The sequence below is a fragment of the Kitasatospora sp. NPDC001175 genome (genome assembly GCF_053598215.1).
This window is the reverse complement of sequence record NZ_JBSFJU010000007.1, coordinates 153,611-178,366: the sequence shown is the minus strand read 5'-3', so window position 1 is coordinate 178,366 and position 24,756 is coordinate 153,611. Positions and strand designations below refer to the sequence as shown.

The following is a 24,756-nucleotide window of genomic DNA, read 5'->3' as shown; positions in this document are numbered from 1 at the left end:
CTCTACCGGTGCTGCTCGTGGTCGCGGGCGTCGGCCGGCGCGCCGCCCATCATCCGCAGCATGGCGAGGCCCCCGGTGCGGACGAAGCGGACCGTCAACAGGGCGGCGAGCAAAAGGAAGACGAGGTTCAGCCAGGTCGTGTAGTTCCACCGGACCCCGCCCATGGGAACGCTGGCCGCCGTGTGGTCCGGGATGATGCCCAGTGCGCCGAACAGGAGCTCCACGGTGTAACCCGCCAGCACCATCGCGGCGTAGAAGGTGCCGAGCAGGAAGAGCGCCATCCGCACGCCGTAGTACTTCCGGTAGATGTTCAGGATCGGCAGGATCAGCAGGTCGGCGAAGATGAAGGAGACCACCCCGCCGAAGCTGATGCCGCCCTTCCAGAGCACCACCGCCAGCGGCACGTTGCCGATCGAGCAGACGAACGAGGCCATCGCGACCAGCGGGCCGACCAGCGGTCCCCAGAACCTCGCCGCGAGCGGGTGGCTGTCCAGGAAGAGTGCCTGCCAGAAGGAGTCAGGCACCCAGGCGGCGATGGCGCCGGCGACCAGGAGCCCGCCGGCCAGGTCCTTCCAGATCGCGGCCCACTCCATCGCGAAGACGTGGGCGGTGGCGGTCACGCCCTCCCGGGAGAGCAGCCGGCGCCAGAACGGGCCCTGGCCGGACACCGACATGTCCATCGCGGCGTGGCCCTCCATCGATCCGGCGAGGCCCCGGTCGGCCTGCGCCCTGGCACGGTCGAGCAGCCTGGTGTGCAGGAAGAGCCGGAACAGCAGCGCCAGCAGCACGATCATGGCCGGCCCGCCGATGAACTCGGCCAGCGTGAACTGCCATCCCATCAGCAGGACGAGCAGTACGCCGAGTTCGACGACCAGATTGGTCGAGGCGATCTCGAAGGCCATCGCGGCCGTGAAGTCGGCCCCCTTGCGGAAGAGCGAACGGGCCAGCGCCACGGCCGCGTACGAGCAGGAGGACGAGGCCGTGCCGAGCAGCGCGGAGACGGCCAGCGTACGCGGCCGGTCGTCGCCCATCAGCCCGGAGACGGTGGACTTGCGCACCACGGCCTGAACCACGGCGGACAGCAGGAAGCCGAGGATCAACGCCCAGGTGATCTCCCAGGTCATCGACCCGGTGATCGACAGGGCGTGCAGTACTGCGGTCACGGCGGACACGGCAGAACTCCTCCGGGCGAGGCGGCGCCTGATAGGGGGATGCCCGCGGTGGGGCACCGGTCAACCGGGCCGGTGCCCCACCGCGTCACGCTGCTGCTCCTGCTGCCGTTGCCGCTCAGCCCGCCGAGAGGAGCTTCTCCATCTCGGCGATCTCGGCCGTCTGTGCGGTGCTGATCGATCCGGCCAGCGTCCTGGCGGGAGGGTAGGCGCCCTTGGCGAGCTCGTCCGCGGCCATCGTCACGGCGCCCTGGTGGTGGGTCACCATCATGGTGAGGAACGCCTTGTCGAAGTCCGCGCCGGACGCCGACCTCAGTTTCGCCATCTCGTCGTCGGCCATCATGCCGGGCATCGGGTGGCCGGAACCGGCGGAGTGGTCCATACCCGGCATCGCGGCCGACACGCCGGCGTCCGGCACCGGGTTGCCCCAGCCGGTCAGCCAGCCGCTCATCATGGTGATCTCCGGGTCCTGGGCGCCCTTGATCTTCGCGGCCAACTCCTTGACCTGTGCGGACGAGGCACGCTCCGCGGCCAGTTCGGCCATCGCGACCGCCTGGCGGTGGTGCGGGATCATCCCCTGCGCGAAGGAGACGTCGGTGGCGTTGTGGTCACCGGCCGACGCCGAGGCCGAAGCCGCCGGAGGGGCAGCCGGCGCGGTCGCGGAGACGGGCGCGGACGGTGCGGTGGACGAACCGGCCTGGTGCGAGCCGGACCTGACACCGGAACAGGCGGCGAGGGCGAGCGTCGCGAGACCGGCCGCACCGGTCACGGCGATCCGGCGGGCGAACGCGCGGGAGGGGAACATGCGGGTGGAAACGTGGGTGGAAACGGACATGCCGAAAGGCTCCTGCGTACTGGAGGAATGAGGACGTGGGCGTGGCCGCACCCGGGGTGCGGCGAGGGCTCGGCCTATATGCGCAGGAGTTGGAGGGCGGCGAGGGAGGGCGGACCGCGCCCGGTGGTGAGGCCGACGGACGCGTCGGCCGGGGACTGGGACGGGCCGTGGGCGGAGGTGCCGAGGCACGGTCGGAGCGGCGGCAGCACCGGCGTTGAACCGAGGCCGGACGCCTGGCAGACACTCCCGGCGTGCGCCTGATGACGGCCGTCGCAGTCGCACCGGCCGTCACCGTTGCCGGTGAGCTGCGCCGTGGTTCGTTGCGCCACGACGGGCTGAGTCGTGGCCCGATGTGTCATGGCCCGATCTGTCATGGCCCGCCGTGCCGCGGTGACGAACTGGGCCGCTGACCGCCGTTCGTGCGCCTGCGGATGCGCCACGGCGTCAACGGGATCGGCCAGCGCGTGCATTGCGAGCAGCCCGAACAGCAACGCCAGTACGGTCAACGCCCGCACTCCGGCCGACCGGCGGCGACCGGCCACCGGGTGCCGGGGCGTGAGCGTGTCCATCGCGCACACTCTAGGGCAGCCCGGTGCCCGTTCGTGTGCCCGACTCCCCGCCGAGGCTCCCGGGCCGGAGGCGTCAAGGTGTCGTCAAGGTGGGCGGGATCCGCGTAGTCCACACGTCAATGCCGGATGCGGACCGGCCAGAGTGGGGCTGCACTGGAGGGGCGGGCAGCAGGTCCGTTGGAACCGGTACCTCCGGAAGGAAGCGAAGCGCCATGATCGAGGGCAATCGACTCGCCGTCGTCGTCAACGGATCGCCGAGGGGGAGTGTGCTCGGCCGTCCGACGGCGGTACCCGCGCCGGCGCGGCTCGAACTGCGGCCGGTCGGGATCGCGGTGGCGGCACCGGAGGCCGAGGAGGAGGAGCGGGTCCCGGCCGCGGGCGCGCGCTGCCGCCTGGCCATGGCGTACCTCGACTGACCGGTGGGGCGGCGAGTGGTGCGGCTCCGGACAGCTCCGCCGGGGCCGCGCACTCGACGGTGTCGCCCGCCGGGCCTGGCAGCTGACCGCTACGGCGCGGCGGTGTCGAGGTCCGCGGCGTCGAGAGCGGCCGTCGCGCGGCGCAGCATCGCCTGGAGGGCGGCGATCTCGGTGAGCGGCAGACCGGTGGCGGCCGCGATCCGGCGTGGCACGTGCAGTGCCTGCGCGCGCAGCCCGACTCCGGCGTCCGTGAGGTGGACGGTGACCGACCGCTCGTCCTCGCTGCTGCGCTCGCGGCGGACCAGTCCGGCCGTCTCGAGCCGCTTGAGCAGCGGGGAGAGCGTGCCGGAGTCCAGTCGCAGGTACTCGCCGATCTGCTTGACCGGCAGTTCGCCGTGCTCCCAGAGCACCAGCATGACCAGGTACTGCGGATAGGTGAGCCCGAGGTCCTTGAGGACCACCCGGTAGACGCCGCCGAAGGCGCGCGAGGCGGCATGCAGTGAGAAGCAGACCTGGCTGTCCAGGCGGAGCAACTGGTCGTCGGAAGGCTGCGGCGGGTCCGCGGGCAGGTCGATGGCGGTCATGTTCCCAGGGTATCCGTACCGCGCCCGTTTTAGTTGTGCGCAATTTAATTGTGTGCTCTACTTGTCCTGTCGGGCGATCCGGAAGTCGGGTTGCCGATCGGATGAGCCCGGACGGGTTCGGACAAGGGAGAGGAGCGAGTCCCATGGACGCGCTGTACACCGCTGTTGCCACCGCCAACGGCCGCGAGGGCCGGGCCGTGAGCTCCGACGGGCGGCTCGACCTGGCGCTGGCCATGCCGACCGCGCTCGGTGGCAGCGGCGAGGGCAGCAACCCGGAGCAGCTGTTCGCGGCGGGCTACGCCGCCTGCTTCGCCAGCGCCCTCGGCCTGGTCGGCCGGCAGGCGAAGGTGGACACCGGCGACGTCTCGGTGACCGCCGAGGTCGGCATCGGCAAGGACGAGACCGGCTTCGCCCTCGCCGTCACCCTGCGGGTCGAGCTGCCGGAGGCCCTGCAGGGCGAGACCGGCGAGCTGCTGGTGAAGAAGGCGCACGAGGTCTGCCCGTACTCCAAGGCCACCCGCGGCAACATCCCGGTCGAGCTGGTCGTCGAGTAATCGGGCAGTCGGCCGGTCGGTGCGGCCGGTCGGCGCAGCACCGGTGAACCGATGCGGCCGGCCGGTGCCGGCGAGCCCAGAAGCCGGTGTCGGCCGGCACCGTGACCGGCACGGTCGCCGCTCGGCCCGGAGCAGGGTTCGGGTACCCGGAACCGCGGTGGCGCCCCCTTGCGCAGCTGCCCTCAACCGCCTTGACTGGCACCGCCGGTCAAGGCGGTCGGCCGTTCCGGGCGACCGGGGCGGACCTGGCGGGCCGGTCCGGGGTGCGGGCCGGCGGTGGAGGAGAGGGCAGAGCCGTGCAGGAGTACTCGGATCAGTACATCGGCGGTGAGTGGCGGCCCGCCCTCACCTCGGAGACCGTCGCCGTGCTGAACCCGGCGACCGAGGAGGTCATCGCGACCGTTCCGGCCGGTGGGGCCGAGGACGTCGACGCCGCCGTGCGCGCCGCCCGGGCCGCGGCCCGGGCCTGGGGTGCGACCGGCCGCGCGGAGCGCCTGGCGCCGCTCACCCGGCTTCGCGACGGCCTGGCCGCCCGGCAGCAGGAGATCGCCGAGACGATCGTCGCCGAGCTGGGGGCGCCGATCGGGTTCGCGGCCTCGGTGCAGGCCGCGTTGCCGCTCGCAGTCGCCGGCTCGTACCTGGAGGTCCTGGCCGGGTACGAGTTCGAGGAGCAGGTCGGCAACTCCACGGTGTACGCCGAGCCCGCCGGGGTCGTCGCCGCGATCACGCCGTGGAACTACCCGCTGCACCAGATCGTCGCCAAGGTCTTCCCGGCGCTCGCCGCCGGCTGCCCGGTGGTGCTCAAGCCCGCCGAGGACACGCCCCTGGTGGCCCGGCTGTTCGCCGAGCTGGTCCACGAAGCAGGCTTTCCTGCCGGGGTGTTCAACCTGGTGACCGGCCGTGGACCGGAGGCCGGTGCCGCCCTGGCCGAGCATCCCGGCGTGGACCTGGTCTCCTTCACCGGGTCCACCGCCGTCGGCCGGTGGATCGCCGAGGTGGCCGGGCGGGGTGTGAAGCGGGTCGCGCTGGAGCTCGGCGGCAAGTCCGCCAACGTGGTGCTGCCCGGCGCCGACCTGGAGCGCGCCGTGAACGTCAACCTGGCCAACGTCTTCGCCAACTCCGGCCAGACGTGCAGTGCCTGGACCAGGCTGCTGGTGCACGAGGACCAGTACGAGGAGGCCGTGGCGATCGCCGCCAAGGCCGCCGAGGCCTACCTCCCCGGGGATCCCGCCGACCCCGCCACCCGGCTCGGACCGGTCGTCAGCGCCAAGCAGCGGGAGCGCGTCCGGAGTTACATCACCGGCGCACTCGCGGAGGGCGCGCGCCTGGTGGCCGGTGGCGCCGAGGCGCCCGAGGGGCTCGCCAAGGGCTACTACGTGCGCCCGACCGTGCTCGCGGACGTCACCCCGAAGATGACGGTGGCTCAGGAGGAGGTCTTCGGCCCGGTGCTCGCGATCCTCGCCTACCGTGACGAGGAGCACGCCCTGGAGATCGCCAACGGCACCGACTACGGCCTGGCCGGCTCGGTCTGGGCGGCCGACGACCAGAGCGCCGCCGCCTTCGCCCGCCGGATGGACACCGGCCAGGTCCACATCAACGGCGGCCGTTTCAACCCGCTCGCGCCCTTCGGCGGGTACAAGAGCTCCGGAGTCGGGCGGGAGCTCGGACGGCACGGGCTGGCGGAGTTCCTGCAGACCAAGTCGCTGCAGTACTGAGGCTCCTGCGATACTCACGCGGTTCCGGCCGGCCGACCGGCCGCCAATCGCCGTAAGGAAGGAACTCCATGGTCCGCGCCGTCCTGCTCAGTGCCGTCGGAGCCCCGCTGGAGCTCACCGAGATCGACCTGCCCGAGCCCGGCCCCGGGCGCGTCCGGGTCAAGCTGGCCGCCGCCGGCGTCTGCCACTCCGACCTGTCGCTCTCCAACGGGACCCTGCGCACCGAGACGCCGACCGTCCTCGGACACGAGGGCGCAGGGACCGTGACCGCAGTCGGCGAAGGCGTGACCGCCGTCCGTCCCGGCGACCAGGTCGTGCTCAACTGGGCGCCCGCCTGCGGCGGCTGCCACCTGTGCGGGATCGGCGAACCGTGGCTGTGCGAGCGCTCCGGCGAAGGCGCCACGTCCGTCTACGGCTCGCTCGCGGACGGCACCGGTGTCTACCCGGGGCTCGGGGTGGCGGCGTTCGCGGAGGAGACCGTGGTCGCCGAACGCGCCGTGGTCCCGTTGCCCGAGGGAATCCCGCTGACCTCGGCGGCCCTGCTCGGCTGCGCCGTGCTGACCGGCTACGGCGCGGTGCACAACGCCGCCCGGGTCAGGGAAGGCGAGTCGGTGGTGGTCTACGGACTGGGCGGCGTGGGTCTCGCCACCCTCCAGGCGGCCAGGATCGCGGGGGCCGGTCCGATCGTCGCCGTCGACGTCAGCCCGGAGAAGGAGGAGCTCGCCCGACGCCACGGGGCGACCGAGTTCCTGCTAGCCGACGACCGGACCACCGCGAAGGCGGTGCGGAAGCTCACCGGTGGCCATGGCACCGATCACGCCTTCGAGTGCGTCGGGCGGGCGGACACCATCCGCGCCGCCTGGTCGGCGACCCGCCGGGGAGGGCGGACCACGGTGGTCGGCATCGGGGGCAAGGAGGAGCTGGTCTCCTTCTCCGCCCTGGAGATCTTCTACTTCGCGCGCACCCTGACGGCGTCCGTGTACGGCAATAGCGACCCGGCGAAGGACATCCCGGTGCTGGCGGAGCACGTCCGGTCCGGGCGGCTGGACCTGGAGGCGCTGATCACCGACCGGATCTCGCCGGAGGAGATCCCGGAGGCCTTCGAGCGGATGGCGCAGGGGCGCGGCGGACGCTCACTGGTCGTCTTCTGACGGGCGGCCGCTGACGGGCTGCCGCGCGGACTGGACCAGGTGCCCGGCGAGGCCGCGGGAGTCGGAGTGCGCGTGTGCGGTGGTGTGTCCGCCGCCTGGGTGCGGTCGCTCTGCCCGGGGTGGGCGGATGATGGTGCCCGCAGACCGCCCCGGACCGGGACCCCGCGTGAAGCAGGCGGGCTGACGCATCATCCGATCCTCTGATCACTTCCAGCCTGCATTGCCGGCCAACGGGGGATGTTTCGCTCGAACGAGTGATCGTTGATCTGTTCGATGGCCGTACCCGGGTGCGCTGTCCTAGCGTCTGGGCCGGACCTGAACACTGCCGTGGGAAGTGGGGGCGATCATGACCGGCGAGCTGCACGAAGGTGGTCGGCGGGGCGGAGCGAGTGGTGGCGGGCTGACGAGACGCGGGATGCTCGCCGCCTCCGCCGCACTCGGCGGGGCCGGCTGGTTGCTGCGCGGCACGGTGGGGGTGGAGAGCGCCCAGGCGGTCGGCAGTGCACCGCCCGGCCTCCCGGCCGGGATCACGCCCTACCAGCGGGTCTTCGAGAACTGGGCCGGGGAGATCCGCACCGACCAGCTCTGGACGTGCGCCCCGAGCACGCCGGAGCAGATCGCCCAACTCGCCGACTGGGCCCGGTCGGCGGGCTGGCGGCTGCGGGCCCAGGGCCACCGGCACGGCTGGGCACCGCTCACCGTCGCCGACGGCACACCGGCCTCCGCCCAGGTGCTGCTCGTCGACACCAGCCAGTACCTCACCGGAATGTCCCTGGTGGACTCCTCGACGGTCCGCGTGCAGACGGGCGCCGGGATGGAGGAGCTGCTGGGCTTCCTCGGGCAGCGCGGTCTCGGGGTCGCCGCCTGCCCCGCGCCCGGCGATCTGACCGTCGGCGGGGTGCTCGCCATCGGCGGCCACGGCACCGCCGTCCCGGCCACCGGGGAGACTCCCCGACCTGGCCACGGCTACGGCACGCTGAGCAACCAGGTCACCTCGCTCACCGCCGTCGTCCACGACCCCGCCACCGACCGCTACGTGCTGCGCACCTTCGACCGCTCGGAGGCCGACAGCGCGGCCTTCCTGGTCAACCTCGGCCGGGCGTTCCTCACCGAGGTGCAGCTGCGCGTCGGCGCCGACCAGCAGCTGCGCTGCCTCAGCCGGCTGGACATCCCCGCGGCCGAACTCTTCGCCGCGCCCGGCAGCGCCGCCGCATCCGGCGGCCGGACCTGGGCCGACTTCGTCAACCGGGACGGCGGGGCCGAGGCGATCTGGTTCGCCTACACCGCCAACCCCTGGCTCAAGACCTGGCACGTCACTCCGAGCCGGCCGTTCGCCGCCCGCGCGGTCAGCGAGCCCTACAACTACCCCTTCTCGGACAACGTCCCGAAGCCCGTCGCCGAACTGGCCGGCCAACTGGTCGGCGGTTCCTGGAGCCTGGCACCGCTGTTCGGACAGCTCCAGTACCTGGTCGCGACGATCGGCCTCACCGGCGACCTGACCGACGTGCTGCTCTCCGGCGGCCTGCTGCGCGACCTGCTCACCGGCGACATCCTCACCCACCTGCTGGCCGACGGCCTGCGCTCGGACCTCTGGGGAGCCTCCCGCCACCTGCTCCAGTACGTCCGGCCCACCACCCTACGGGTCACCGCCAACGGCTATGCGGTGCTCGTCCGCCGGGCCGATCTGCAGTGGGCGGTCAGCGAGTTCACCCGGTACTACCAGCAGCTGGTCGCGGAGTACCAGGCCCGTGGCGAGTACCCGGTCAACGGCGCGGTCGAGGTCCGGACGACCGGCCTGGACGACCCGGCGAGTTCCGGGGTGCCGGGCGCCCGTCCGCCGCTGCTCTCGCCGCTGCGGCCCCGGCAGGACCGGCCGGAGTGGGACACCGCGCTCTGGCTGGACATCCTCAGCTTCCCGAACACGCCCGGACTGCACCGGTTCTGCCGGGACTTGGAGGGCTTCCTGCAGCGCACCTTCGACGGCAGCCGGGCCGGGCTGCGGGTGGAGTGGTCCAAGGGCTGGGCCTACACCGCCGATGCCGCCTGGGCCGACCCGGACATGCTGGGCCGGGTCATCCCCGACAGCCTGCGGGCGGGTGGCGGCCCAGGCTGGGACGAGGCCGTCGCCACCCTCGACCGCCACGACCCGTACCGGGTGTTCGGCAACCCGTTCCTCGACGGGCTGCTCAGGTGACCGCCCCCCGGTGTCCAGCCGTCCCGAGCGGTACCAGCAGCAGGCCGGCAGCGGTCAGCGCGGCCCCGCCGGCGGCCGGGGCGCGCGGGCCGAAGCGGTCGGCCAGCCGTCCGCCCAGCGGCCCGGCCAGGCCCATGGCGGCCGGGAAGCAGAGCAGGGTCAGTCCCGTCGTGGTGGCGCCGGCCGCGTCGTCCCGTTGGAGGTGCAGCGCGACCAGGTAGTGCATCGCCGCGAAGCCCGCCGCCAGCGCCAGTACCGCGGCGTGGATCCCGTACGTACCCGCGTCGCGCAGCACGCCGGCGACCCGCCGGCCGGCGGCTCCGCGCAGCCAGCGGACGGCGTGCGGTACGGCGAGCAGCGCCGGCAGCAGCCGGAGCGGCGAGCCGGGGGAGAGGCTGAGCGCTAGCAGCACCGCGGCCACGGCACCGCCGGCCAGCCCGGCGTCGGCGAGGGTACGCCGGTCGGGCGGGCGCAGCGTGCCGCCCGCCGGAGCGCTGCGACGGGCGATCAGCAGTGCGGCCAGACAGACCGGGAGCTTGACCAGGAAGATCGCCCGTCAGCCGAAGTGGTCCAGCAGCAGCCCGCCCAGTGCCGGCCCGGTGACCGCGCCGAGCGGACCGAGGGTGGCGGGCACGCTCATCGCGCGGCCGCGCAGCTCGGGGCGGACCGACCGCGCGGCCAGCACCGGCATCAGGACGAACAGCACCGCGCCGAAGGCCCCCTGCACCATCCGGGCCGCGATCAGCCAGAGCGCCGAGGGCGCGGCCGCCGAGGCCGCGCTGCCCAGCGCGAAGCCGCAGGTCGCACAGAGCAGCGCGGGCCGCAGCCCGGTCCGGTCCAGCCACTGGCCGGCCGGCAGCAGCAGGGCGACCACGGGCAGCTGGTACCCGAGCACGGCCCACTGGGCGGTCTCGACGGCGACCCGGAAGCCGTGGGAGAGCGAGGAGACGGCGAGGTTGACGATGTTCATGTCGGGCATCGCCACGAAGGACAGCAGACCGGCGACGACCACCAGGCTCCACCGGTGCGCCGCCGGCGCCGCGACAGCTGAGCCCGGCGCCGGGCCGCCGCCGGGGCCTCGACGGTGACGGACGCCGTCGGGTGACGGCGTCCGTCACAGCAGTCGGGCGGTGACCGCCGCGATTTCCCGAACAGATTCCTGATTTTCGGGGTGACGCGGACAGCCGCCTTCGCCGTGGTCGGAGCCGGATCCGGAGCCGGGCTCGAGGCCGAGGCCGACGGAACCGGACCGGCCGTCAGCCCGCCAGCGCCGCGGGGTGCTCCCGCCCGGCCCACAGCGTCCGCCCGCCGCCACGCCGGGTCCCCGCTCTGCCGAGCCCGGCCGTCCCTGCCGCCGGTCCGCCCGTGGCCCGGTCGCTCTCGGCCGAACGCAGCAGCGCCACCAGCTCGTCCCGCGCCCGGGCGACCCGGGACCGTACGGTGCCCACCGGGCAGCCGGACACCGCCGCCGCCTCCGCGTAGCTGAGCCCGACGACCTGGGTGAGGACGAAGGCCTCGCGCCGCTGTGCGGGCACCCGGTCCAGCAGGTCGCTCAGCACCACCTCGTTCTCGAACCGCGGTACCTCGTCGGGCCGTTGCTGCTGCTCGGCGGCGGCCTGCCAGTCCGGTACCGCCGCGCACTGGGGCCGGGCCGCCGCGCTGCGGTAGCGGTCCACCACCACCCGGCGGGCGATGGACAGCAGCCAGGTCCGGGCGGAGGAGCGCCCGGCGAAACCGGGCAGGCTGCGCAGCGCCCGCAGGAAGGTCTCCTGGGCGAGGTCGTCCGCCGACTGGACGTCGGTGAGATGCGCGACGAACCGCCAGACGTCCCGCTGGGTCGCCCGGACGAAGGCCTCGATGTCGGCGGGCCGGCCGCTGCGCGCGCGCAGCGCCACGGTGGTCAGCTGCTCGTCATCCACGGCGCACCCCCGGCTTCCCGGGCAGAGCGGCCGCGCTGGCCGGTGCGGCCACCGTCCTGGGCGCTACCGCACACAAGGTCGAGTAGGAGAGCATGGCGGCATGATCTGCGCCGAGTACCGAACCGCGGTGTCCGCCCGCCTCGACGGCGAGCGTACGGACGTCGTGGCCGGCGGCGCTGGCCTCGACGAGCACGAGGAGCGGTGCGCCGACTGCCGGGACTGGCTGGCGGTGGCCCGTCGGCTCCGGGCGCTGACCGCCGGGGCGCAGGGCCCGTCGCCAGAGTGGTCCGCGGGACTGGTGGACCGGCTGCTGGGCCGGCTGGCCGCCGACGAGGGCGACCAGGCCAGGACGGCGTGAGGAGGTAGCCGCCGTCCCGGCGGCCCGGGCGTCGAGGGTTTCGGCGCACCGTCCGCCGTACGCGGGGTGTCCTGAGGTCATGGCATGTCCTGAGGGCAGGGAGTGGCCGTGGTACCGCTCGGCGGTACCACGAGGTGGGCGCCCGTCACCACGGCACGCCGAGGACCCGCCTCAGCCGCCCGGAGGGGCGGAGCCCGAGGGGTGCCCGGAGCAGCTGCCCGGGCCCGGTCGTGGTCCGTCGTGGTGGTGCGGGCCGGCCCTCGCGTCCGCCCCGGGGCGGGGCGGGGCACGCGGGGGCGACCTGCCCGCCACTGCCGAGCGGACGTCGGTTCGGACGTCCCCGGGCTCAGGCGAGGCGGGCGCTGGGCACGACAGGGACGGCCGGCGGCCCGCGCCGGACGACGGCATGGGTGAGCAGTACCGACCTGAGCCGCCCGGCCCGACGGAGCGTCAGAACTCCGGGAGCGGACGGCTCCGGACTGCGCGGTACGAACAGCAGGAGCAGCGGCACCAGGACGGTCGCCAGCGTCCACACCAGCTCGAAGAGGCCGGCCACCGCCGCTTCGCCGCGCCAGAGCAGCAGCGCGCAGGCGAGGCCCGCGAGCAGGTGGGCGAGGAACATGCCGGTCGAGAGCCCGTGCGCCATCGGAATGCCGGACAGCGGCGTGTCGGACAGCGGCATGTCAGGCGTCGGCGTGCCGGTCATCGACATCCCGGGCATCGACATCCCCGGCATGGACTGCGGCAGGCCGGCGGTCGACATGGTGTCAGGATCCAGGCCCGCCGACCGCGCCAGCTCCAGGGGCTGGACGCCCGCCGGGACGCCGTCCGAGGTGCAGAGCAGCAGCCGGGTCCAGTCGACCGCTGTGTGCGCCCGCCCGGCCGAGGTGCCGGTGCTCATCGGTGAGCCGCGCTCGAAGAGCAGGTGCAGGCAGGTCTGAGCGGCCATCATCCACAGACTGATCACCGCCGGCCCGCGGCGCTGCCCGGCCAGCAGCCAGGTGACCGCGGCCGTTCCGGCGAAGGCGGCGAGCAGGGCCCAGCCGGAGATCCCGGCCGCGGACATGCTCAAGTGCGCGGTGGCGGACATCGCCACGCACAGGGTGGCGAAGACCACGGCGCGGATGGTGCGGAGCTGCCAGGTCGTCACGATGCCGACCATCGTCGCATCCGCCGCCGCCGGCCGTGGGACCGCCCTCGGGTTGTCGGCCGTCCTCGGCCGGTACCCGACCGTAGGCGGTGGTGCGGACAGTCCGCCGGGCCGCCCGACGAAAACCCCTGTTCCGGGCAGTCCGGTGACACCGCGCTTCCGAGCGGACTCGGACGCGTTCAGTACTCGGACGTACTCAGTACTTCAACAGATTCGGTACCTGGACCTGCTCGATGTCAGGACGGTGTCAGAGCCCGAGGGGCTCGTGCCGCACCGCCGCCGGGTGCTGATGGGCCGGCAGCTGGTGCGAGGCCACGGGGATCGGTGGCGCGAAGTGGCGTTCGGGCCGGTGCAGTGCCGGGTCGCCGGTGACGCCGGTGCGCGGCCTGACGGGCTCGTCGCTCGGGAGCGGGATGAGCCGGCGGGCGGCGAGGTGGCCGACCCAGTGGCGGTGGCACTCGGGGCAGGCGGGCGCGCCGTCGGCCGAGTAGGGAGAGGCGACCGGAATGCCGTCGTGGGAGAAGTACTCCCAGTCGGCGCCGTCGTCGTCCCGGTAGTGCTGCACGTCGTAGTCGGCGCTCCAGGCGTGCCAGCAGTGCCCGCAGGTGAATTCGACTCGTTCCACGGCCAGTTCGGTGATCATGGCGCCTGCCTTTCCCTGGGTGGTTCGGCGGTGGCGGCTCGGGGTCGTGGCTCGCTGGGCCGCTACGCGAGCTGGGCGGTGTGCATCGGGGGTGCCGTCAGCGGTGGCTCGGTGGCGGCCGCGGGTGCCGCGGCGGGGCCCGGTGACGGGGCGGGAGCGGGTCCGCCAGCGGGCAGCGGCAGGAGGGAACCGGGCAGCGGCACCAGGTCGGCTACGGTCGCCCGGAAGAGGGCTTCGCGGACCGTCGGGAACACCGGCAGCAGCCGGTCGAGGCCGGTCAGCCGCAGCAGGCGCAGCACCCGGCCCTCGGGCACCACCAGGCAGAACCGGCCGCCGTGGCGCCGCGCGGTGTGGTAAGCGTCGATGAGCGCGGACGCGCCACAGGCGTCACAGAACTCGAGTTCGGAAAGGTCGGCGATCACCCGGGCCCGCGGGCCGCGACGGGCGAGGGCTCCGCTGACCTGCAGACGCAGCTGCTCAGCGGTGGCGATGTCGAGTTCACCCGCCACGCGTACGACCGACCAGCCGTCCTCCCGGTGCGATGACAGCTGCAGATACATGACCTGCCCTCCCGGCTCGAGGGTCCACCGACTCGCCGGCGAGCACGTGGATGCTGCTGGGTGCGGGGCCTTTCTCCGCTGTGTGCGGTCTCCCCCAAAAAAACCGTATATATCGGCCATATAACCCAAATGGGGCAAGGTTGACAAGTGGCTGGGCGCACCGGGCTCGACTGCCCTCCGTAACCGTCCTGCTCCTGCCGTCGCCGTTCCCGCTTCCGCCGCCGTTCTTCGCTGCCGGGATCGTCGGCAGTGCTCCGCTGTTCACGGCGGAGGTGTGGCCGACTCGCCCGCGTCAGCGGGGCAGGAACAGCCGATTCGCCGTCAAGGCGAACCGGCGCCCGCTACGCGAGTCAGGTGCCGCCGGACGGGCGGGAACGGAGCCTTCGGGCTCGAAAGCCTGTGGAGACTCCGTAAGACCGGCGGGAACGTCGGTACAGGTCGTCGAAGCAGGAAGCCACGGTCGTGCCGCTTCCGGCGGTACGGGCCGGAATCTCCCGGCTTCAGCCGGGAGAGCGCGTCAATCCTCCTGCCCGCGCTCCGCGCGGAGCGCGGCGCGGCGGGCGTGCCAGCGGCCCAGCATGGCGGGCAGCTCACCGCGGATGAACTCGAAGAACTCCAGCGACTCCGCCATCCGCGTCCCCGCCGGGCTCTTCGGGCCGAGCGCGGCGATGCCCTCCCGCAGGCTGCTCTCCCAGCGCACCAGCATCTGGTCGCGGCGCACGGAGGCCTCGTACCAGACGTCGTCGTGCACCCGGTAGCGGTCGCGGCGCGAGCCGGGGTCGCGCTCGCGGCTGACCAGGTTGAGCTGGATCAGGTAGCGGACGCCGCCGGAGACCGCCGCCGGGCTGACCTGGAGGAGCTCGGCCAGTTCGGCCGCCGTCAGCCGGCCGGAGTCGGTGGCCAGCAGGGCGGTGAAGATCCGCGCGGGCATCCGGGGGAAGCCCGCGTCGCTGAGCACGCTGGCGAACCGCTCGATGAAGGCGGCGACGGCCTGCTCGTCCCGTCCCTGCCCGTCCCGCGCCTGCATGGCATCTCCCGCCGACTCCGTGATCACCGCCGCATCATCCCAAACCGCCGGCGCGGTCGTGACGGCCGCGGTCGTGGAAGTCTTCCCAATCCATGGACTTCAGAACGTTCACGATTTTGTGAAACAAGAGTACCGTGGGCGGCATGACAACCGCCATCACGGCGTCCGGCCTGGTGAAGACCTACGGCCGGACGCGCGCCCTGGACGGACTCGACCTCACGGTCGCCCAGGGCGAGGTGCACGGCTTCCTCGGGCCCAACGGCGCCGGGAAGTCCACGACCATCAGGGTCCTGCTCGGCCTGTTGCGGGCCGACTCCGGTACCGCCCGCCTGCTCGGCGGTGACCCCTGGCGCGACGCCGTCGAGCTGCACCGCCGGCTCGCCTACGTCCCCGGGGACGTCACGCTCTGGCGCAACCTCACCGGCGGCGAGACCATCGACCTGCTCGGCCGGCTGCGCGGCCGACCGGACCCGGCCCGCCGTACCGAACTGCTGGAACGCTTCGAGCTCGACCCCACCAAGAAGGGCCGCAGCTACTCCAAGGGCAACCGGCAGAAGGTCGCCCTGATCGCGGCCTTCTGCTCCGAGGCCGAGCTGCTCATCCTGGACGAGCCGACCTCGGGCCTCGACCCGTTGATGGAGGAGGTCTTCCGCTCCTGCGTGATCGAGGAGCGCGAACGCGGACGCACCGTCCTGCTCTCCAGCCACATCCTGTCCGAGGTCGAGGCGCTCTGCGACCGGGTGAGCATCATCCGCGCGGGCCGCACGGTGGAGAGCGGCACACTGGCCGAGCTGCGCCACCTCACCCGTACCTCCGTCGAGGCCGAACTGGCCACCGCACCGGCCGAGCTGGCTGACCTGCCCGGGGTGCACGGCCTGGAGATCCACGGCAGCCGGGTGCGCTGCCAGGTGGACACCGGGCAACTGGACCTGCTGCTGCGCCGGTTGACGGAGGTCGGGGTGCGCTCACTGGTCAGCCGCCCGCCGACGCTGGAGGAACTGTTCCTGCGCCACTACCGGACGGACGACACCACCGGGGCGGACGAGAACGCACGGATGGCGTCATGAACGGCCTCGCGGGCACCGGCACCCTGCTCCGGCTCGCGCTGCGCCGGGACCGGATCATGCTCCCCGCCTGGGTCTACGCCATCACCGCCATGACGATCTCCACCGGCTACAGCTTCGGCACGCTCTACGGCACGGCCTCGGCCCGGGAGCAGTTCGCGCGCGGCATGAATACCAACGGCTCGCTGCGCGCGCTCTACGGCACGGTGTACGACGCCGGTGTCGGCGGTCTGACGGCCTGGCGGATGGGCGCGTTCGGGGCGGCGCTCGCCGGACTGATGAGCATCCTGCTGGTGGTCCGGCACACCAGGGCCGACGAGGAGGACGGGCGGCTCGAACTGGTCGGCGCCGGGGCGGTCGGACGCCGGGCCCCGCTCACCGCCGCGCTGCTGACCGTACTGCTCGCGGACCTGCTGCTGGCCGCCCTGGTCGCCGCGGGCCTCGCAGCGCTCGGTCAACCCGCGGGCGGCGCGCTGGCGTTCGGGTCCGCGCTCGCCGTCACCGGGCTGGTCTTCGCCGCCCTCGCCGGCGTGGCCGCCCAGGCCGTCGAGACCGGACGGGCCGCCAGCGGCACCGCGTCCGCCGCTCTCGGCCTCGGCTTCGTGCTGCGCGCGGCCGGTGACTCCGACTCCCGTACGCACTGGCTGAGTTGGCTCTCTCCGCTCGGCTGGTCCGAGCAGGTTCGGCCGTTCGCGGACAACCGCTGGTGGGCCGTCGCACTCGGGCTGCTCGCGGCCTGCGCCCTGGCCGCATCGGCGTACGTGCTGGTCGGCCGGCGCGACCTGGGTGCCGGACTGCTGCCCAGGCGCCCGGGGCCGGCGAGCGCCGCACCCGCGCTCCGCAGCCAACTCGCCCTCGCCCGGCGGCTGCAGAGCGCGACCCTGTACGGCTGGTGTGCCGGTTTCGCCGTGGCGGGCGCGGTCTTCGGCTCGGTGGCGAAGGGGGCGGCCACCCTGGTCGGCGACAACCAGCAGGTGGGTGACATCCTGCACCGGATCGGCGGCCAGGGTTCCTTCGCGGACGCCTACCTGGCGACCATCCTGGGCCTGTTCGGCATGGTCGCCGCGGTCTACGCGGTCCAGTGCGTACAGCGGTTGCGCGGCGAGGAGACCGCAGGACGCGCGGAACCGGTGCTGGCGAGCGCGGTCTCCCGGTCGGCCTGGGCAGGCGGGCACCTGCTGTTCGCGCTGCTCGGCTCGGCCGTCCTGCTCGCCACCGGCGGACTGGCCGCCGGGCTGACGGCGGGCGCGACCCTGGGCGACCTTCCCCGACGGCTCGGTGCCCTGGTCGGCGGCGCCCTGGTCCAACTGCCCGCGGTGTGGCTGACGGCGGCCGCCGTGCTGGCGGTCTTCGGGCTGCGTCCCCGGTGGACCTCGGCGGGCTGGGGGATGCCGGCGGCCTTCCTGGTGATCGGCTGGCTCGGCCCGGTGCTCAGGCTCGGCCGTCCGATCCTCGACCTCTCGCCCTTCACCCACCTGCCGCACCTGCCCGGCGGCACCGTCTCGGCGCGGCCGCTGCTCTGGCTCACCGCGGTCGCCGCTGGCCTCGCCGCCGCCGGCCTGGCCGGTCTGAACCGCCGCGACCTCGGCTGACCCGCTGCCGCCGTCCGGTATCGCCAACGCCTCGGTCGCCCGTTCGGGCCGGGTCCGGCACCATGACGATCGGTGACGCGTTGGCAGCGGGGAGGCATTTGATGAGTGGGCGCACCGGGTTCACCCGGGTACTGGTCGTGGCGGCCGCCGCGGTGGTGATCGGGCTGCTGGTCCGCGGCGGGCACGACCCGGGGCGACCCGGGCCAGCCTCCGCGTCCCAGCGGCCGGTGGCGGGAGCGAGTGCGCCCCCGCCACCGACGGCGGAGCCGAGCGAGGCCGGGACGCCCGCCGACGGGCCGTCCACCCCGGGGAGGGGCAGCTCCTACGACCCGGCGGACTACGCCGAGCTGGTCCGCGCCTCTGCGGCCCGGGCCGGTGTCAACCCGCAGCTGCTGATGGCGATCCTCTACAACGAGTCGTACAAACCGCACGATCCCGCGCTGGAACGTGCCTGGCAGCGGCTCAAGCCGGACTCCGCCTTCGGGATCGCCAACATGCACCGGGCCGCCTTCGACGACACCAAGCAGGGCCGGGACTTCGCCGGCCGCAGCTGGGAGGAGCTGCCCGACCACCCGGATCTCGCCGTGGAGGCCGCCGCCTGGTACCTGCACGACCTGGCCGAACAGCTTCCGTCCCACTGGTCCGCCTCGTACACCAAGGACGAGCTGCTGGCGTTCGGGTACAACGCCGGGGCCGGGAACATGCTGGCCTTCGCCCGGGGCACGACCCCGGGCTCGCTGGCCCAGTCCTACCTGGACCGGCTGCGCGGCAACTGGGCCAAGGCGGGCCAGGCCGCGGGCTCTCGGCAGTAGTCCGACCGGCGCGACGCCCGTACGACCGGCCCGGGACGCGCCCCCACCCGCCGGCCGTAGGGCGCACGAGCGCACGAGCACCCGAGGCGCCCTCCAGCCGGCCAGGCGGATCAGCCGATCGTCAGGACCGCCTTGCCGCGGATACGGCGGTCGAGCAGGGCCACCGCGGCCTCGCCCGCCTCGGACCAGTCGCTCTCCCAGTCGACGGGGGTCTGCAGGCGGCCGGCCGCGACCAGCCGGGTCAGCTCGGTGAGGTCGGGGCCGGCGTTGCCGCCGTGGCGGAAGCCGAGCAGCGAGATCTCACCGGCGATCAGCTGGTACGACGTGAACTGGCTCGGCTCGCCCGAGGCCGCGCCGACCGAGACCACCACCGCGTGCTCGGCGAGCCGGTCGAGCAGACCGGTGAGCACCGGGCCGCCGACGTTGTCGAGCACCAGGTCGATGGGCCGGTCGATCTCCTCGGGGTCGGTGATCACATGGTCGGCGCCGAGCTCGGCCAGGCCTTCACCCCGGGCCTTGCTGCCGACCAGCGCGTACACCTCGGCCCCGGCCAGGTGGGCGAGCTGGACCGCGAAGTTGCCGACCCCGCCGGAGGCACCGGTGACCGCGACCCGCTTCCCGGCCGTGAGCCCGCCCTTGTGCAGGGCGCGCAGCGCGGTCACCGCCGCGGTGGGCAGAGTGGCGGCCTGGCTGAACGTCACGTCGTCCGGCAGCACGGCCACGTCGTCGATGTGGGCGGTCCGGAACTCGGCCCAGCCGGCTCCCGACAGCCCGAAGGCGGCGACCCGCTCGCCGGCCTTGGGGCCACGCCCGGAGGCGGCGGCCCGCTCGACCACCCCGGCGGCGTCCCAGCCGGGGATCGTTCCGTCCGGGGTGCGGCCGTCGGCCTTCGGGAGCTCGCCGAAGTTGAGCGAGAAGGCCGCGACCCGGACCAGCACCTCGTCCGGGCCCGGCACCGGGTCGGGCACCTCGGTGAGCCTCAGTCGGCCGACGGCGGAGTGATCTGCCACGAGTGCACGCATGGAACTGACTGCCCTTCAGCTGGATCGGCACGGAGCGATGCCGGTCCGAACGAGGGGCGCGGCCCGGGCATTCCCACGGACCTGACGTAGTGCCGCGCAGGACCGGCCGGTGCCGAGCACCCGGTGAGGCACGACCCGCGACCCGCCACCGGAGCCGTTCCGTCCAGGAGCGGCCCCACCGGCACGCCCAGTACGTCAGTCGGCCGGCTCCTCGCTCAGGCGCTGCCGCTGGATCTCCGGACGCTCGCTGTCCCAGAGCACCTCCCAGACCCTGAACACGGTGTGGAAGGTGCGGGTGACACCCCGGGAGACCAGCAGATAGGTGTCGCCGTCCCGGTAGAGGGTGCGCTGCTTGGCCATCATCGGATGGTTGGGCGTGTAACCGGGCGCGAGCTTCTTCAGCTCCGCCATCGCCTGCTCGCGCGTTCCCTCGACCTCGGTGAGCACCCGCGGAGCCCAGATCATGTTCTCCCCGCTCCCGGTGTTCTCCTCGACCACCAGCGCCCAACGAGCCATCTCACGCCCTCCGTTCCGCCCCGCCGCCGCTCTCGGCTGACCGGCGGCGCCAGCCTACGGGGCGGGTGCGACGCCCGGTCGCGCGGCCCGGCCGGATCTCCGGCAGGCGCCCGCCGGGCGCGACGACGGTCAGGTGGAGGACGCGCCGAGCGGGTCGGCGCCGAGCCGGCTGATGCCGGGGACGAGGAGCGGGTCGGTGACGGCATGGGCGGCGAGCCGTCGGGTCCGCTGCTCTGCCCGGTGCCGCGACGCCGTCCCTGGAGGGCCTGCGGACGGCCGTTCCCGGCCCGCCGGGTCGCTGCCCTGCGGGCCGGGGAGCGGCTACTTGATTCCGGCCGAGCTGCAGGCGTCCGCGTACTTGTCGACGCAGATGTCGGTGGCCTTGTAGAGACCACCGGCGACCACGCTGTCCTCGACGTTCTGCTTGGTCACGATCAGCGGGGTGAGCAGGGTCGAGGGGATCCGGTTGCCGTCGCTGACGGTCACCGTGGTGGCCACCGAGGTGACGTCAAGGCCCTTGAGCAGGTAGACGGCGAGGTTGGCGACGGCGTCCGTCTCCGGCCGGAACGGCTTGTAGATGGTGTACGCCTGCTCGCCCGCGACCACCCGGCGGATGGCGTCGAGCGAGGCGTCCTGCCCGCCGACCGGGACCTTGATCCCGGCGGACTGGAGCGCGCCGATGATCGAGGCGGCCATACCGTCGTTCGCGGCGTATACGGCCTGGAAGCCGTCCTTGCCGAGGCGCTGGATCGCCTCGTTCATCTTCTGCGCGGCCAGGTCGGGCTTCCATTCGCCGGACTGCTCGTAGGCGATCTTCTTGACCTTGCCGTCGAGCATCTTGTGTGCGCCGGCCTTGAACTGGGCCGCGTTCGGGTCGGCCTCGGCGCCGTTGATCATGACGATGTTGGCGTTGGACGCCTTGGAGCCGAGTGCGTCCAGCAGGGCCTGCCCCTGGAGCTCGCCGGCCCGCTCGGAGTCGTAGGCCACGTATGCAGTGACGTTTCCGCTGGCCAGCCGGTCATACGAGATGACCTTGGTGCCCTTGGCGTTCGCCTCCTGGACCCAGGAAGCCGTGCCCTTGCCGTTCACCGGGTCGAGGATGATGACCTTGGTGCCCTTGCTCAGCATGTCGTCGAACTGCTGCTTCTGGGTCTGCTCGTTGCCCTCGGCATTGGCGTAGTCGACCTGGCACTTGGTGCACAGGCCGGCGATCGATGCCTCGATGAGCGGCTTGTCGAAGGCCTCGTACCGGGTGGACGAGGCCCGCTCGGGCAGCAGCAGACCCACGGTCTGGTTGCCCGAGGCCGAGCTCGCGCTGCTCCCGTTCTGGCCGCAGGCGGTCAGCGACAGCGCCATCGACGCAACGGCGGTGCCGACGATGATCCGACGCGTCAAAGCGTTCATTGGGGTGGTGCCTCCCTGAGTGCGCCGCACCGTCGCGGCTGAGGGGGGAGTCAAACGTCCGCGCCGAGTTGGCGTCAAGAATTAAACCACCAGGCTGAGGGTGCTCGAACAACGGATCACTTTGTGAAGAATCTATGCGGATAGCCGGGATGAGTTGGACACGCAGCCATTAAGCGTTCAACCGGTGACCGGGGGGCGACGACCGGCTCAGTGGGCGAGGTTCGCCGTCCAGGGGCCCTGCTCCGGCCGGGCCTCGGCGTCGTCGTCCGGCCAGGGCGGCATGGTGACGGCGGTGATCTGCAGCGGCGGGGAGTCCGGATCGGCCCGGAACTGGAAGGCGGTGCCGAGAGGGACCGTCAGCACCGTCCCCGGCCGCAGCTCGGTCACCTCCTCGCGGCCGTCCTGGCGCCGCCAGATCCGCCCGGTGCCCTGGGTGACCTGCCAGATCTCCTGGACGGTGGCGTGCGAGACCGCCGCCGATACCCCGCCGGGCGGCAGCTCGAACTGGGCCAGACTGCCCTGGCCCGCCAGGGCGGCCAGCGGCCGGACGGTCGCGCCGTCGGGGGCGCGGACCACCGCCGCCCGCTCGACGCTGCAGGTCTCGAATGCGGGGTGGTCCACCGGGCTTCTCCTCTGGTTCTCGGAACGATTCCTGGAACGGCCCTCGAAACGACGCCTGATCCGGCGTCCGAACGGAGTGCAATGACTACCCGTCAACCTGGCCGCTCATTTCGGGGCTGATTCACCGTTCGCTGCGGACCACCAGGAAAACCCCGCCCACCACGATCGCCCCGCCCAGCACGATCGGCAGGCTCAGCGGCTCGGAGAGGATCAGCCAGCCGAGGAAGACGGCCACCACCGGGTTCACATACGCATAGGTCGCGACCAGTGGCAGCGGGGCCGACTGGAGCAGCCAGGCGTACGCGCTGAAGGCGACCAGCGAGCCGAAGACGACCAGATAGCCGAGTGCCAGCCAGGAGCCCGTCGAGACCGCCGACAGGTCCAGCCGGTGCAGCTCGCCCTTGGCCGCGGCCACTGGCAGACAGGCCAGCCCGCCGGCCAGCATCTCGTACACGCTGGCGGTGAACGGGTTGCCGGGCAGCGGCAGCCGGCTCGCCAGGAAGGAGCCGCTCGACCAGGACAGGGTGGCGCCGATGACCATGAGGAGCCCGCTCAGTCCCACCTCGCCGCTCAGCCCCGGCACCGTCAGCACCACGAGCCCGAGCAGGCCGACCAGCACACCCGCGACGGTGGCCCCCGAGGTGTGCCCGCCGGTCGCGCGGCGCAGCAGCACCACCCAGAGCGGCACGGCCGCCACCAGCAGTGCGGCGAGTCCGGACGGCACCCCGGACTGCTCCGCCAGCACCACCAGGCCGTTGCCGCCGAGCAGCAGCATCACTCCCACCAGTGCCGCCGAACCGAGCTGAGGGGCGTTCACCCGCAGTACGGCGGGGCCCTGTCGCCAGGCCAGCAGGAGGGCCAGCAGCAGGGCGGCCACGACGAACCGGGCGCTCGCCGAGAGGAACGGCGGGACGGTTTCGACGGTTATTCGGATCGCCAGATAGGTGGAACCCCAGACGACGTAGACGACGGCGAGTGCGGCCCAGGCGGCACCACTGATCCTCGGTCGGGCGGGGTCTGAGTCGTGTGCGAGCAGTTGAGGAGCGGTGGAGTCGGAGGGACGGGACTGCCCTGGCGCAGCGGTCATGAGTATCTCCCGGTATTGGTGCTGTACGGGGTATGGCATCACAGCCGGGGCGGCGGACGCGAGGGGGTATGCCGTCCCGTCCAGGCCCCCACCCTCATCGGGAGGGGCATCCGGCGCTCGGCCCGGGAGTTCGGAGAGGGCCGTGCGCCGGGTGCGCCGACTGGTTGAACCCGGCGCCGCCGGCCGCTCGCCGCAGCCCGCCCCGCCACCGCCGGGTGGTAGGCATGACCCCCGGAAGGCGTGGGAGGAGCAGCCGGCGTGGAGTGGTTCGCGGCACCCGAGTACTGGCTCGGGCGGCTGGTCTTCCAACGGCTGGTCGCCGCCCTCTTCCTGATCGGCTTCCTGGCCGCCGTCAGCCAGTTCCGCGCGCTGATCGGCGAGCGGGGCATGCTGCCGGTACCGCGCTTCACCGCCCGGATCCCGATGGACCGTTCACCCAGCCTGTTCCATCTCCACTACTCCGACCGCACGTTCGCCGCCGTCTGCTGGAGCGGTGCCGCGCTCGCCGCGGCCGTCCTGGCCGGCGCCGCCGATATGGTCCCGCTCGGCGCGGCGATGGCCGGCTGGCTGCTGCTCTGGGTGCTCTACCTGTCGATCGTCAACGTCGGGCAGACCTGGTACGCCTTCGGCTGGGAGTCGCTGCTGCTGGAGTCCGGCTTCCTGGCGGCCTTCCTCGGCAACGCCCGCGTCGCGTCCCCGGTGCCCGTCCTGTGGCTGCTGCGCTGGCTGCTGTTCCGGGTCGAGTTCGGGGCCGGGCTGATCAAGGTGCGCGGCGACCAGTGCTGGCGCGACCTGACCTGCCTGAACTACCACCACGAGACGCAGCCGATGCCGGGACCGCTCAGCTGGTTCTTCCACCATCTGCCCGGGCCGCTGCACAAGGCCGAGGTGGCGGCCAACCACTTCGTCCAACTCGTCGTCCCCGTCTGCCTCTTCCTGCCCCAGCCGATCGCCAGCGCCGCGGCACTGCTGATCACGGTCACCCAGCTGTGGCTGATCGCCTCCGGCAACTTCGCCTGGCTCAACTGGCTGACCATCGCCCTCGCGCTCTCCGCCGTCGACACCTCCACGATCGCCCGGCTGCTGCCGGTGCCCGCGCCGCCCGTGCCGCACCCCGCCCCGCTCTGGTTCCAACTCCTGGTGCTCGCCGTGACGGTGCTCTTCGCCGCCCTCAGTTACTGGCCGGCCCGCAATCTGGTGTCCCGCCGCCAGCTGATGAACCGCTCATACAACCGGTTCCATCTCGTCAACGCCTACGGGGCCTTCGGCTCGATCAACCGGATCCGCTTCGAGGTGGTGGTCCAGGGCACCAGTGCATCGGAGCTAGGACCCGGCGTGAAGTGGAGCGAGTACGCCTTCAAGGGCAAACCGGGTGAGCTGCGGCGCCTGCCACACCAGTTCGCGCCGTACCATCTTCGGCTGGACTGGCTGATGTGGTTCGCCGCGATCTCGCCCGTGTACGGGCGGCCCTGGTTCGGCGCCTTCATCGCCCGGCTGCTGGTCAACGACCCCGACACCCTCCGGCTGCTGCGGCGCAACCCGTTCCCGGACGAACCCCCGCACTACGTACGCGCGCTGCTCTACCGCTACCGGTTCACCGACTGGCGCACACTGCGCACCACCGGCGCGTGGTGGGAGCGCACGCCAGTCCGCGAGTACTTTCCTCCCGTGACCTACCGTGATCTGGCATTCCTGGTTCCGCACACGACGGACCCGACCCGGCGCCGGCCGGCGCCGGGGGAGCCGTGAGCCCACGAGGCCCCGCGGGCCCTATTGCCGGTCGGCCTGAGCCTG

The 24,756-nt window shown here is 72.9% G+C and carries 26 protein-coding genes; 10 read left to right on the top strand and 16 right to left on the bottom strand.

Features of this window, described 5'->3' with window-relative positions; translation table 11 throughout:
- Positions 1-2 precede the first annotated feature (2 nt).
- The 3 genes from ACWDAK_RS08145 to ACWDAK_RS08135 form a co-directional block, all read right to left on the bottom strand.
- On the bottom strand, positions 3-1,163 hold the full coding sequence (locus ACWDAK_RS08145) for a permease (RefSeq protein WP_344637124.1): 1,161 nt from the start codon (positions 1,161-1,163) through the stop codon (positions 3-5).
- Positions 1,164-1,287: 124 nt separating this feature from the next.
- On the bottom strand, positions 1,288-2,004 hold the full coding sequence (locus ACWDAK_RS08140) for a DUF305 domain-containing protein (protein WP_427393214.1): 717 nt from the start codon (positions 2,002-2,004) through the stop codon (positions 1,288-1,290).
- A gap of 74 nt (positions 2,005-2,078) precedes the next feature.
- Positions 2,079-2,573 (bottom strand): DUF6153 family protein, encoded by a 495-nt coding sequence (locus ACWDAK_RS08135; protein WP_344637098.1) that lies wholly within the window; start codon positions 2,571-2,573, stop codon positions 2,079-2,081.
- Positions 2,574-2,785: 212 nt separating this feature from the next.
- Here ACWDAK_RS08135 and ACWDAK_RS08130 point away from each other — a divergent pair, with 212 nt between their 5' ends.
- Positions 2,786-2,989, top strand: a complete 204-nt coding sequence (locus ACWDAK_RS08130; RefSeq protein ID WP_344637097.1) for a hypothetical protein — start codon at positions 2,786-2,788, stop codon at positions 2,987-2,989.
- Positions 2,990-3,078: 89 nt separating this feature from the next.
- Here ACWDAK_RS08130 and ACWDAK_RS08125 read toward each other — a convergent pair whose 3' ends face one another.
- Positions 3,079-3,573 carry a MarR family winged helix-turn-helix transcriptional regulator gene (locus tag ACWDAK_RS08125; protein WP_344637096.1) on the bottom strand — a complete coding sequence of 165 codons (495 nt, stop codon included), beginning with the start codon at positions 3,571-3,573 and terminating at the stop codon, positions 3,079-3,081.
- A 143-nt stretch (positions 3,574-3,716) separates the two neighbouring features.
- Between ACWDAK_RS08125 and ACWDAK_RS08120 the strand changes: the two genes are divergently transcribed.
- From ACWDAK_RS08120 to ACWDAK_RS08105, 4 genes are all read left to right on the top strand, one after another.
- Positions 3,717-4,127: an organic hydroperoxide resistance protein gene (locus ACWDAK_RS08120; RefSeq protein ID WP_344637095.1), complete on the top strand. Its 411-nt coding sequence runs from the start codon at positions 3,717-3,719 to the stop codon at positions 4,125-4,127.
- A 296-nt stretch (positions 4,128-4,423) separates the two neighbouring features.
- The gene (locus ACWDAK_RS08115) at positions 4,424-5,842 is read left to right on the top strand and encodes an aldehyde dehydrogenase family protein (protein WP_344637094.1); all 1,419 of its coding nucleotides are present in this window, start codon (positions 4,424-4,426) and stop codon (positions 5,840-5,842) included.
- Between the two features lie 68 nt (positions 5,843-5,910).
- Positions 5,911-6,993 (top strand): Zn-dependent alcohol dehydrogenase, encoded by a 1,083-nt coding sequence (locus ACWDAK_RS08110; RefSeq protein ID WP_344637093.1) that lies wholly within the window; start codon positions 5,911-5,913, stop codon positions 6,991-6,993.
- A 346-nt stretch (positions 6,994-7,339) separates the two neighbouring features.
- Complete coding sequence (locus ACWDAK_RS08105) at positions 7,340-9,187, top strand: cholesterol oxidase substrate-binding domain-containing protein (protein WP_427393215.1); 1,848 nt, start codon at positions 7,340-7,342, stop codon at positions 9,185-9,187.
- Here ACWDAK_RS08105 and ACWDAK_RS08100 read toward each other — a convergent pair.
- From ACWDAK_RS08100 to ACWDAK_RS08090, 3 genes are all read right to left on the bottom strand, one after another.
- Positions 9,180-9,599, bottom strand: coding sequence for an MFS transporter (locus tag ACWDAK_RS08100; RefSeq protein ID WP_427393216.1), 420 nt, complete (start codon positions 9,597-9,599; stop codon positions 9,180-9,182). The genes ACWDAK_RS08105 and ACWDAK_RS08100 overlap by 8 nt on opposite strands.
- 144 nt (positions 9,600-9,743) lie before the next feature.
- Positions 9,744-10,199, bottom strand: coding sequence for an MFS transporter (locus ACWDAK_RS08095; RefSeq protein WP_427393217.1), 456 nt, complete (start codon positions 10,197-10,199; stop codon positions 9,744-9,746).
- 244 nt (positions 10,200-10,443) lie between these two features.
- Positions 10,444-11,106 (bottom strand): sigma-70 family RNA polymerase sigma factor, encoded by a 663-nt coding sequence (locus ACWDAK_RS08090; RefSeq protein WP_344637090.1) that lies wholly within the window; start codon positions 11,104-11,106, stop codon positions 10,444-10,446.
- Positions 11,107-11,206: 100 nt separating this feature from the next.
- On the opposite strand from ACWDAK_RS08090, the gene ACWDAK_RS08085 reads away from it, so the two are divergent.
- Positions 11,207-11,464, top strand: coding sequence for a zf-HC2 domain-containing protein (locus ACWDAK_RS08085; protein WP_427393218.1), 258 nt, complete (start codon positions 11,207-11,209; stop codon positions 11,462-11,464).
- Positions 11,465-11,810: 346 nt separating this feature from the next.
- Here ACWDAK_RS08085 and ACWDAK_RS08080 read toward each other — a convergent pair whose 3' ends face one another.
- The 4 genes from ACWDAK_RS08080 to ACWDAK_RS08065 form a co-directional block, all read right to left on the bottom strand.
- A complete protein-coding gene (locus ACWDAK_RS08080; RefSeq protein WP_344637088.1) occupies positions 11,811-12,614 on the bottom strand; it encodes a hypothetical protein in 804 nt (267 codons plus the stop codon).
- A gap of 247 nt (positions 12,615-12,861) precedes the next feature.
- Positions 12,862-13,257, bottom strand: coding sequence for a hypothetical protein (locus ACWDAK_RS08075; RefSeq protein WP_344637087.1), 396 nt, complete (start codon positions 13,255-13,257; stop codon positions 12,862-12,864).
- 62 nt (positions 13,258-13,319) lie between these two features.
- Positions 13,320-13,817, bottom strand: a complete 498-nt coding sequence (locus ACWDAK_RS08070) for an anti-sigma factor antagonist (protein WP_344637086.1) — start codon at positions 13,815-13,817, stop codon at positions 13,320-13,322.
- A gap of 517 nt (positions 13,818-14,334) precedes the next feature.
- Entirely contained in the window at positions 14,335-14,844 is a 510-nt protein-coding gene (locus ACWDAK_RS08065) for a GbsR/MarR family transcriptional regulator (RefSeq protein ID WP_427393269.1), read from the bottom strand.
- 143 nt (positions 14,845-14,987) lie between these two features.
- Here ACWDAK_RS08065 and ACWDAK_RS08060 point away from each other — a divergent pair, with 143 nt between their 5' ends.
- The 3 genes from ACWDAK_RS08060 to ACWDAK_RS08050 all read left to right on the top strand — a co-directional run bounded on the left by ACWDAK_RS08060 (position 14,988) and on the right by ACWDAK_RS08050 (position 18,312).
- A complete protein-coding gene (locus ACWDAK_RS08060; protein ID WP_344637085.1) occupies positions 14,988-15,911 on the top strand; it encodes an ABC transporter ATP-binding protein in 924 nt (307 codons plus the stop codon).
- The gene (locus ACWDAK_RS08055; RefSeq protein WP_427393219.1) at positions 15,908-17,500 is read left to right on the top strand and encodes an ABC transporter permease; all 1,593 of its coding nucleotides are present in this window, start codon (positions 15,908-15,910) and stop codon (positions 17,498-17,500) included. Before ACWDAK_RS08060 ends, ACWDAK_RS08055 begins: the two co-directional genes overlap by 4 nt.
- Before the next feature lie 101 nt (positions 17,501-17,601).
- Entirely contained in the window at positions 17,602-18,312 is a 711-nt protein-coding gene (locus ACWDAK_RS08050) for a transglycosylase SLT domain-containing protein (protein ID WP_344637083.1), read from the top strand.
- A 110-nt stretch (positions 18,313-18,422) separates the two neighbouring features.
- Here the strand turns inward: ACWDAK_RS08050 and ACWDAK_RS08045 are convergent, their stop codons facing one another.
- The 5 genes from ACWDAK_RS08045 to ACWDAK_RS08025 all read right to left on the bottom strand — a co-directional run bounded on the left by ACWDAK_RS08045 (position 18,423) and on the right by ACWDAK_RS08025 (position 22,962).
- Positions 18,423-19,322 (bottom strand): zinc-binding dehydrogenase, encoded by a 900-nt coding sequence (locus ACWDAK_RS08045; protein ID WP_427393220.1) that lies wholly within the window; start codon positions 19,320-19,322, stop codon positions 18,423-18,425.
- A 207-nt stretch (positions 19,323-19,529) separates the two neighbouring features.
- Complete coding sequence (locus ACWDAK_RS08040; RefSeq protein WP_427393221.1) at positions 19,530-19,850, bottom strand: hypothetical protein; 321 nt, start codon at positions 19,848-19,850, stop codon at positions 19,530-19,532.
- A 321-nt stretch (positions 19,851-20,171) separates the two neighbouring features.
- Entirely contained in the window at positions 20,172-21,254 is a 1,083-nt protein-coding gene (locus ACWDAK_RS08035; RefSeq protein WP_427393222.1) for a sugar ABC transporter substrate-binding protein, read from the bottom strand.
- A 207-nt stretch (positions 21,255-21,461) separates the two neighbouring features.
- Complete coding sequence (locus ACWDAK_RS08030) at positions 21,462-21,875, bottom strand: cupin domain-containing protein (protein ID WP_344637079.1); 414 nt, start codon at positions 21,873-21,875, stop codon at positions 21,462-21,464.
- A 121-nt stretch (positions 21,876-21,996) separates the two neighbouring features.
- A complete protein-coding gene (locus ACWDAK_RS08025; protein WP_344637078.1) occupies positions 21,997-22,962 on the bottom strand; it encodes an EamA family transporter in 966 nt (321 codons plus the stop codon).
- A 258-nt stretch (positions 22,963-23,220) separates the two neighbouring features.
- Between ACWDAK_RS08025 and ACWDAK_RS08020 the strand changes: the two genes are divergently transcribed.
- The gene (locus ACWDAK_RS08020; protein WP_427393223.1) at positions 23,221-24,711 is read left to right on the top strand and encodes a lipase maturation factor family protein; all 1,491 of its coding nucleotides are present in this window, start codon (positions 23,221-23,223) and stop codon (positions 24,709-24,711) included.
- The last annotated feature ends 45 nt before the right edge of the window (positions 24,712-24,756 follow it).

Coding starts and splice junctions, on each gene's coding strand:
- ACWDAK_RS08130 (WP_344637097.1), top strand. CDS start 2,786: ATGATCGAGGGCAATCGACTCGCCGTCGTCGTCAACGGATCGCCGAGG.
- ACWDAK_RS08050 (WP_344637083.1), top strand. CDS start 17,602: ATGAGTGGGCGCACCGGGTTCACCCGGGTACTGGTCGTGGCGGCCGCC.
- ACWDAK_RS08040 (WP_427393221.1), bottom strand. CDS start 19,850: ATGGCTCGTTGGGCGCTGGTGGTCGAGGAGAACACCGGGAGCGGGGAG.
- ACWDAK_RS08060 (WP_344637085.1), top strand. CDS start 14,988: ATGACAACCGCCATCACGGCGTCCGGCCTGGTGAAGACCTACGGCCGG.
- ACWDAK_RS08105 (WP_427393215.1), top strand. CDS start 7,340: ATGACCGGCGAGCTGCACGAAGGTGGTCGGCGGGGCGGAGCGAGTGGT.
- ACWDAK_RS08135 (WP_344637098.1), bottom strand. CDS start 2,573: ATGGACACGCTCACGCCCCGGCACCCGGTGGCCGGTCGCCGCCGGTCG.
- ACWDAK_RS08075 (WP_344637087.1), bottom strand. CDS start 13,257: ATGATCACCGAACTGGCCGTGGAACGAGTCGAATTCACCTGCGGGCAC.
- ACWDAK_RS08125 (WP_344637096.1), bottom strand. CDS start 3,573: ATGACCGCCATCGACCTGCCCGCGGACCCGCCGCAGCCTTCCGACGAC.
- ACWDAK_RS08070 (WP_344637086.1), bottom strand. CDS start 13,817: ATGTATCTGCAGCTGTCATCGCACCGGGAGGACGGCTGGTCGGTCGTA.
- ACWDAK_RS08035 (WP_427393222.1), bottom strand. CDS start 21,254: ATGAACGCTTTGACGCGTCGGATCATCGTCGGCACCGCCGTTGCGTCG.
- ACWDAK_RS08110 (WP_344637093.1), top strand. CDS start 5,911: ATGGTCCGCGCCGTCCTGCTCAGTGCCGTCGGAGCCCCGCTGGAGCTC.
- ACWDAK_RS08085 (WP_427393218.1), top strand. CDS start 11,207: ATGATCTGCGCCGAGTACCGAACCGCGGTGTCCGCCCGCCTCGACGGC.
- ACWDAK_RS08140 (WP_427393214.1), bottom strand. CDS start 2,004: ATGTCCGTTTCCACCCACGTTTCCACCCGCATGTTCCCCTCCCGCGCG.
- ACWDAK_RS08065 (WP_427393269.1), bottom strand. CDS start 14,844: ATGCAGGCGCGGGACGGGCAGGGACGGGACGAGCAGGCCGTCGCCGCC.
- ACWDAK_RS08120 (WP_344637095.1), top strand. CDS start 3,717: ATGGACGCGCTGTACACCGCTGTTGCCACCGCCAACGGCCGCGAGGGC.
- ACWDAK_RS08025 (WP_344637078.1), bottom strand. CDS start 22,962: ATGACCGCTGCGCCAGGGCAGTCCCGTCCCTCCGACTCCACCGCTCCT.
- ACWDAK_RS08055 (WP_427393219.1), top strand. CDS start 15,908: ATGAACGGCCTCGCGGGCACCGGCACCCTGCTCCGGCTCGCGCTGCGC.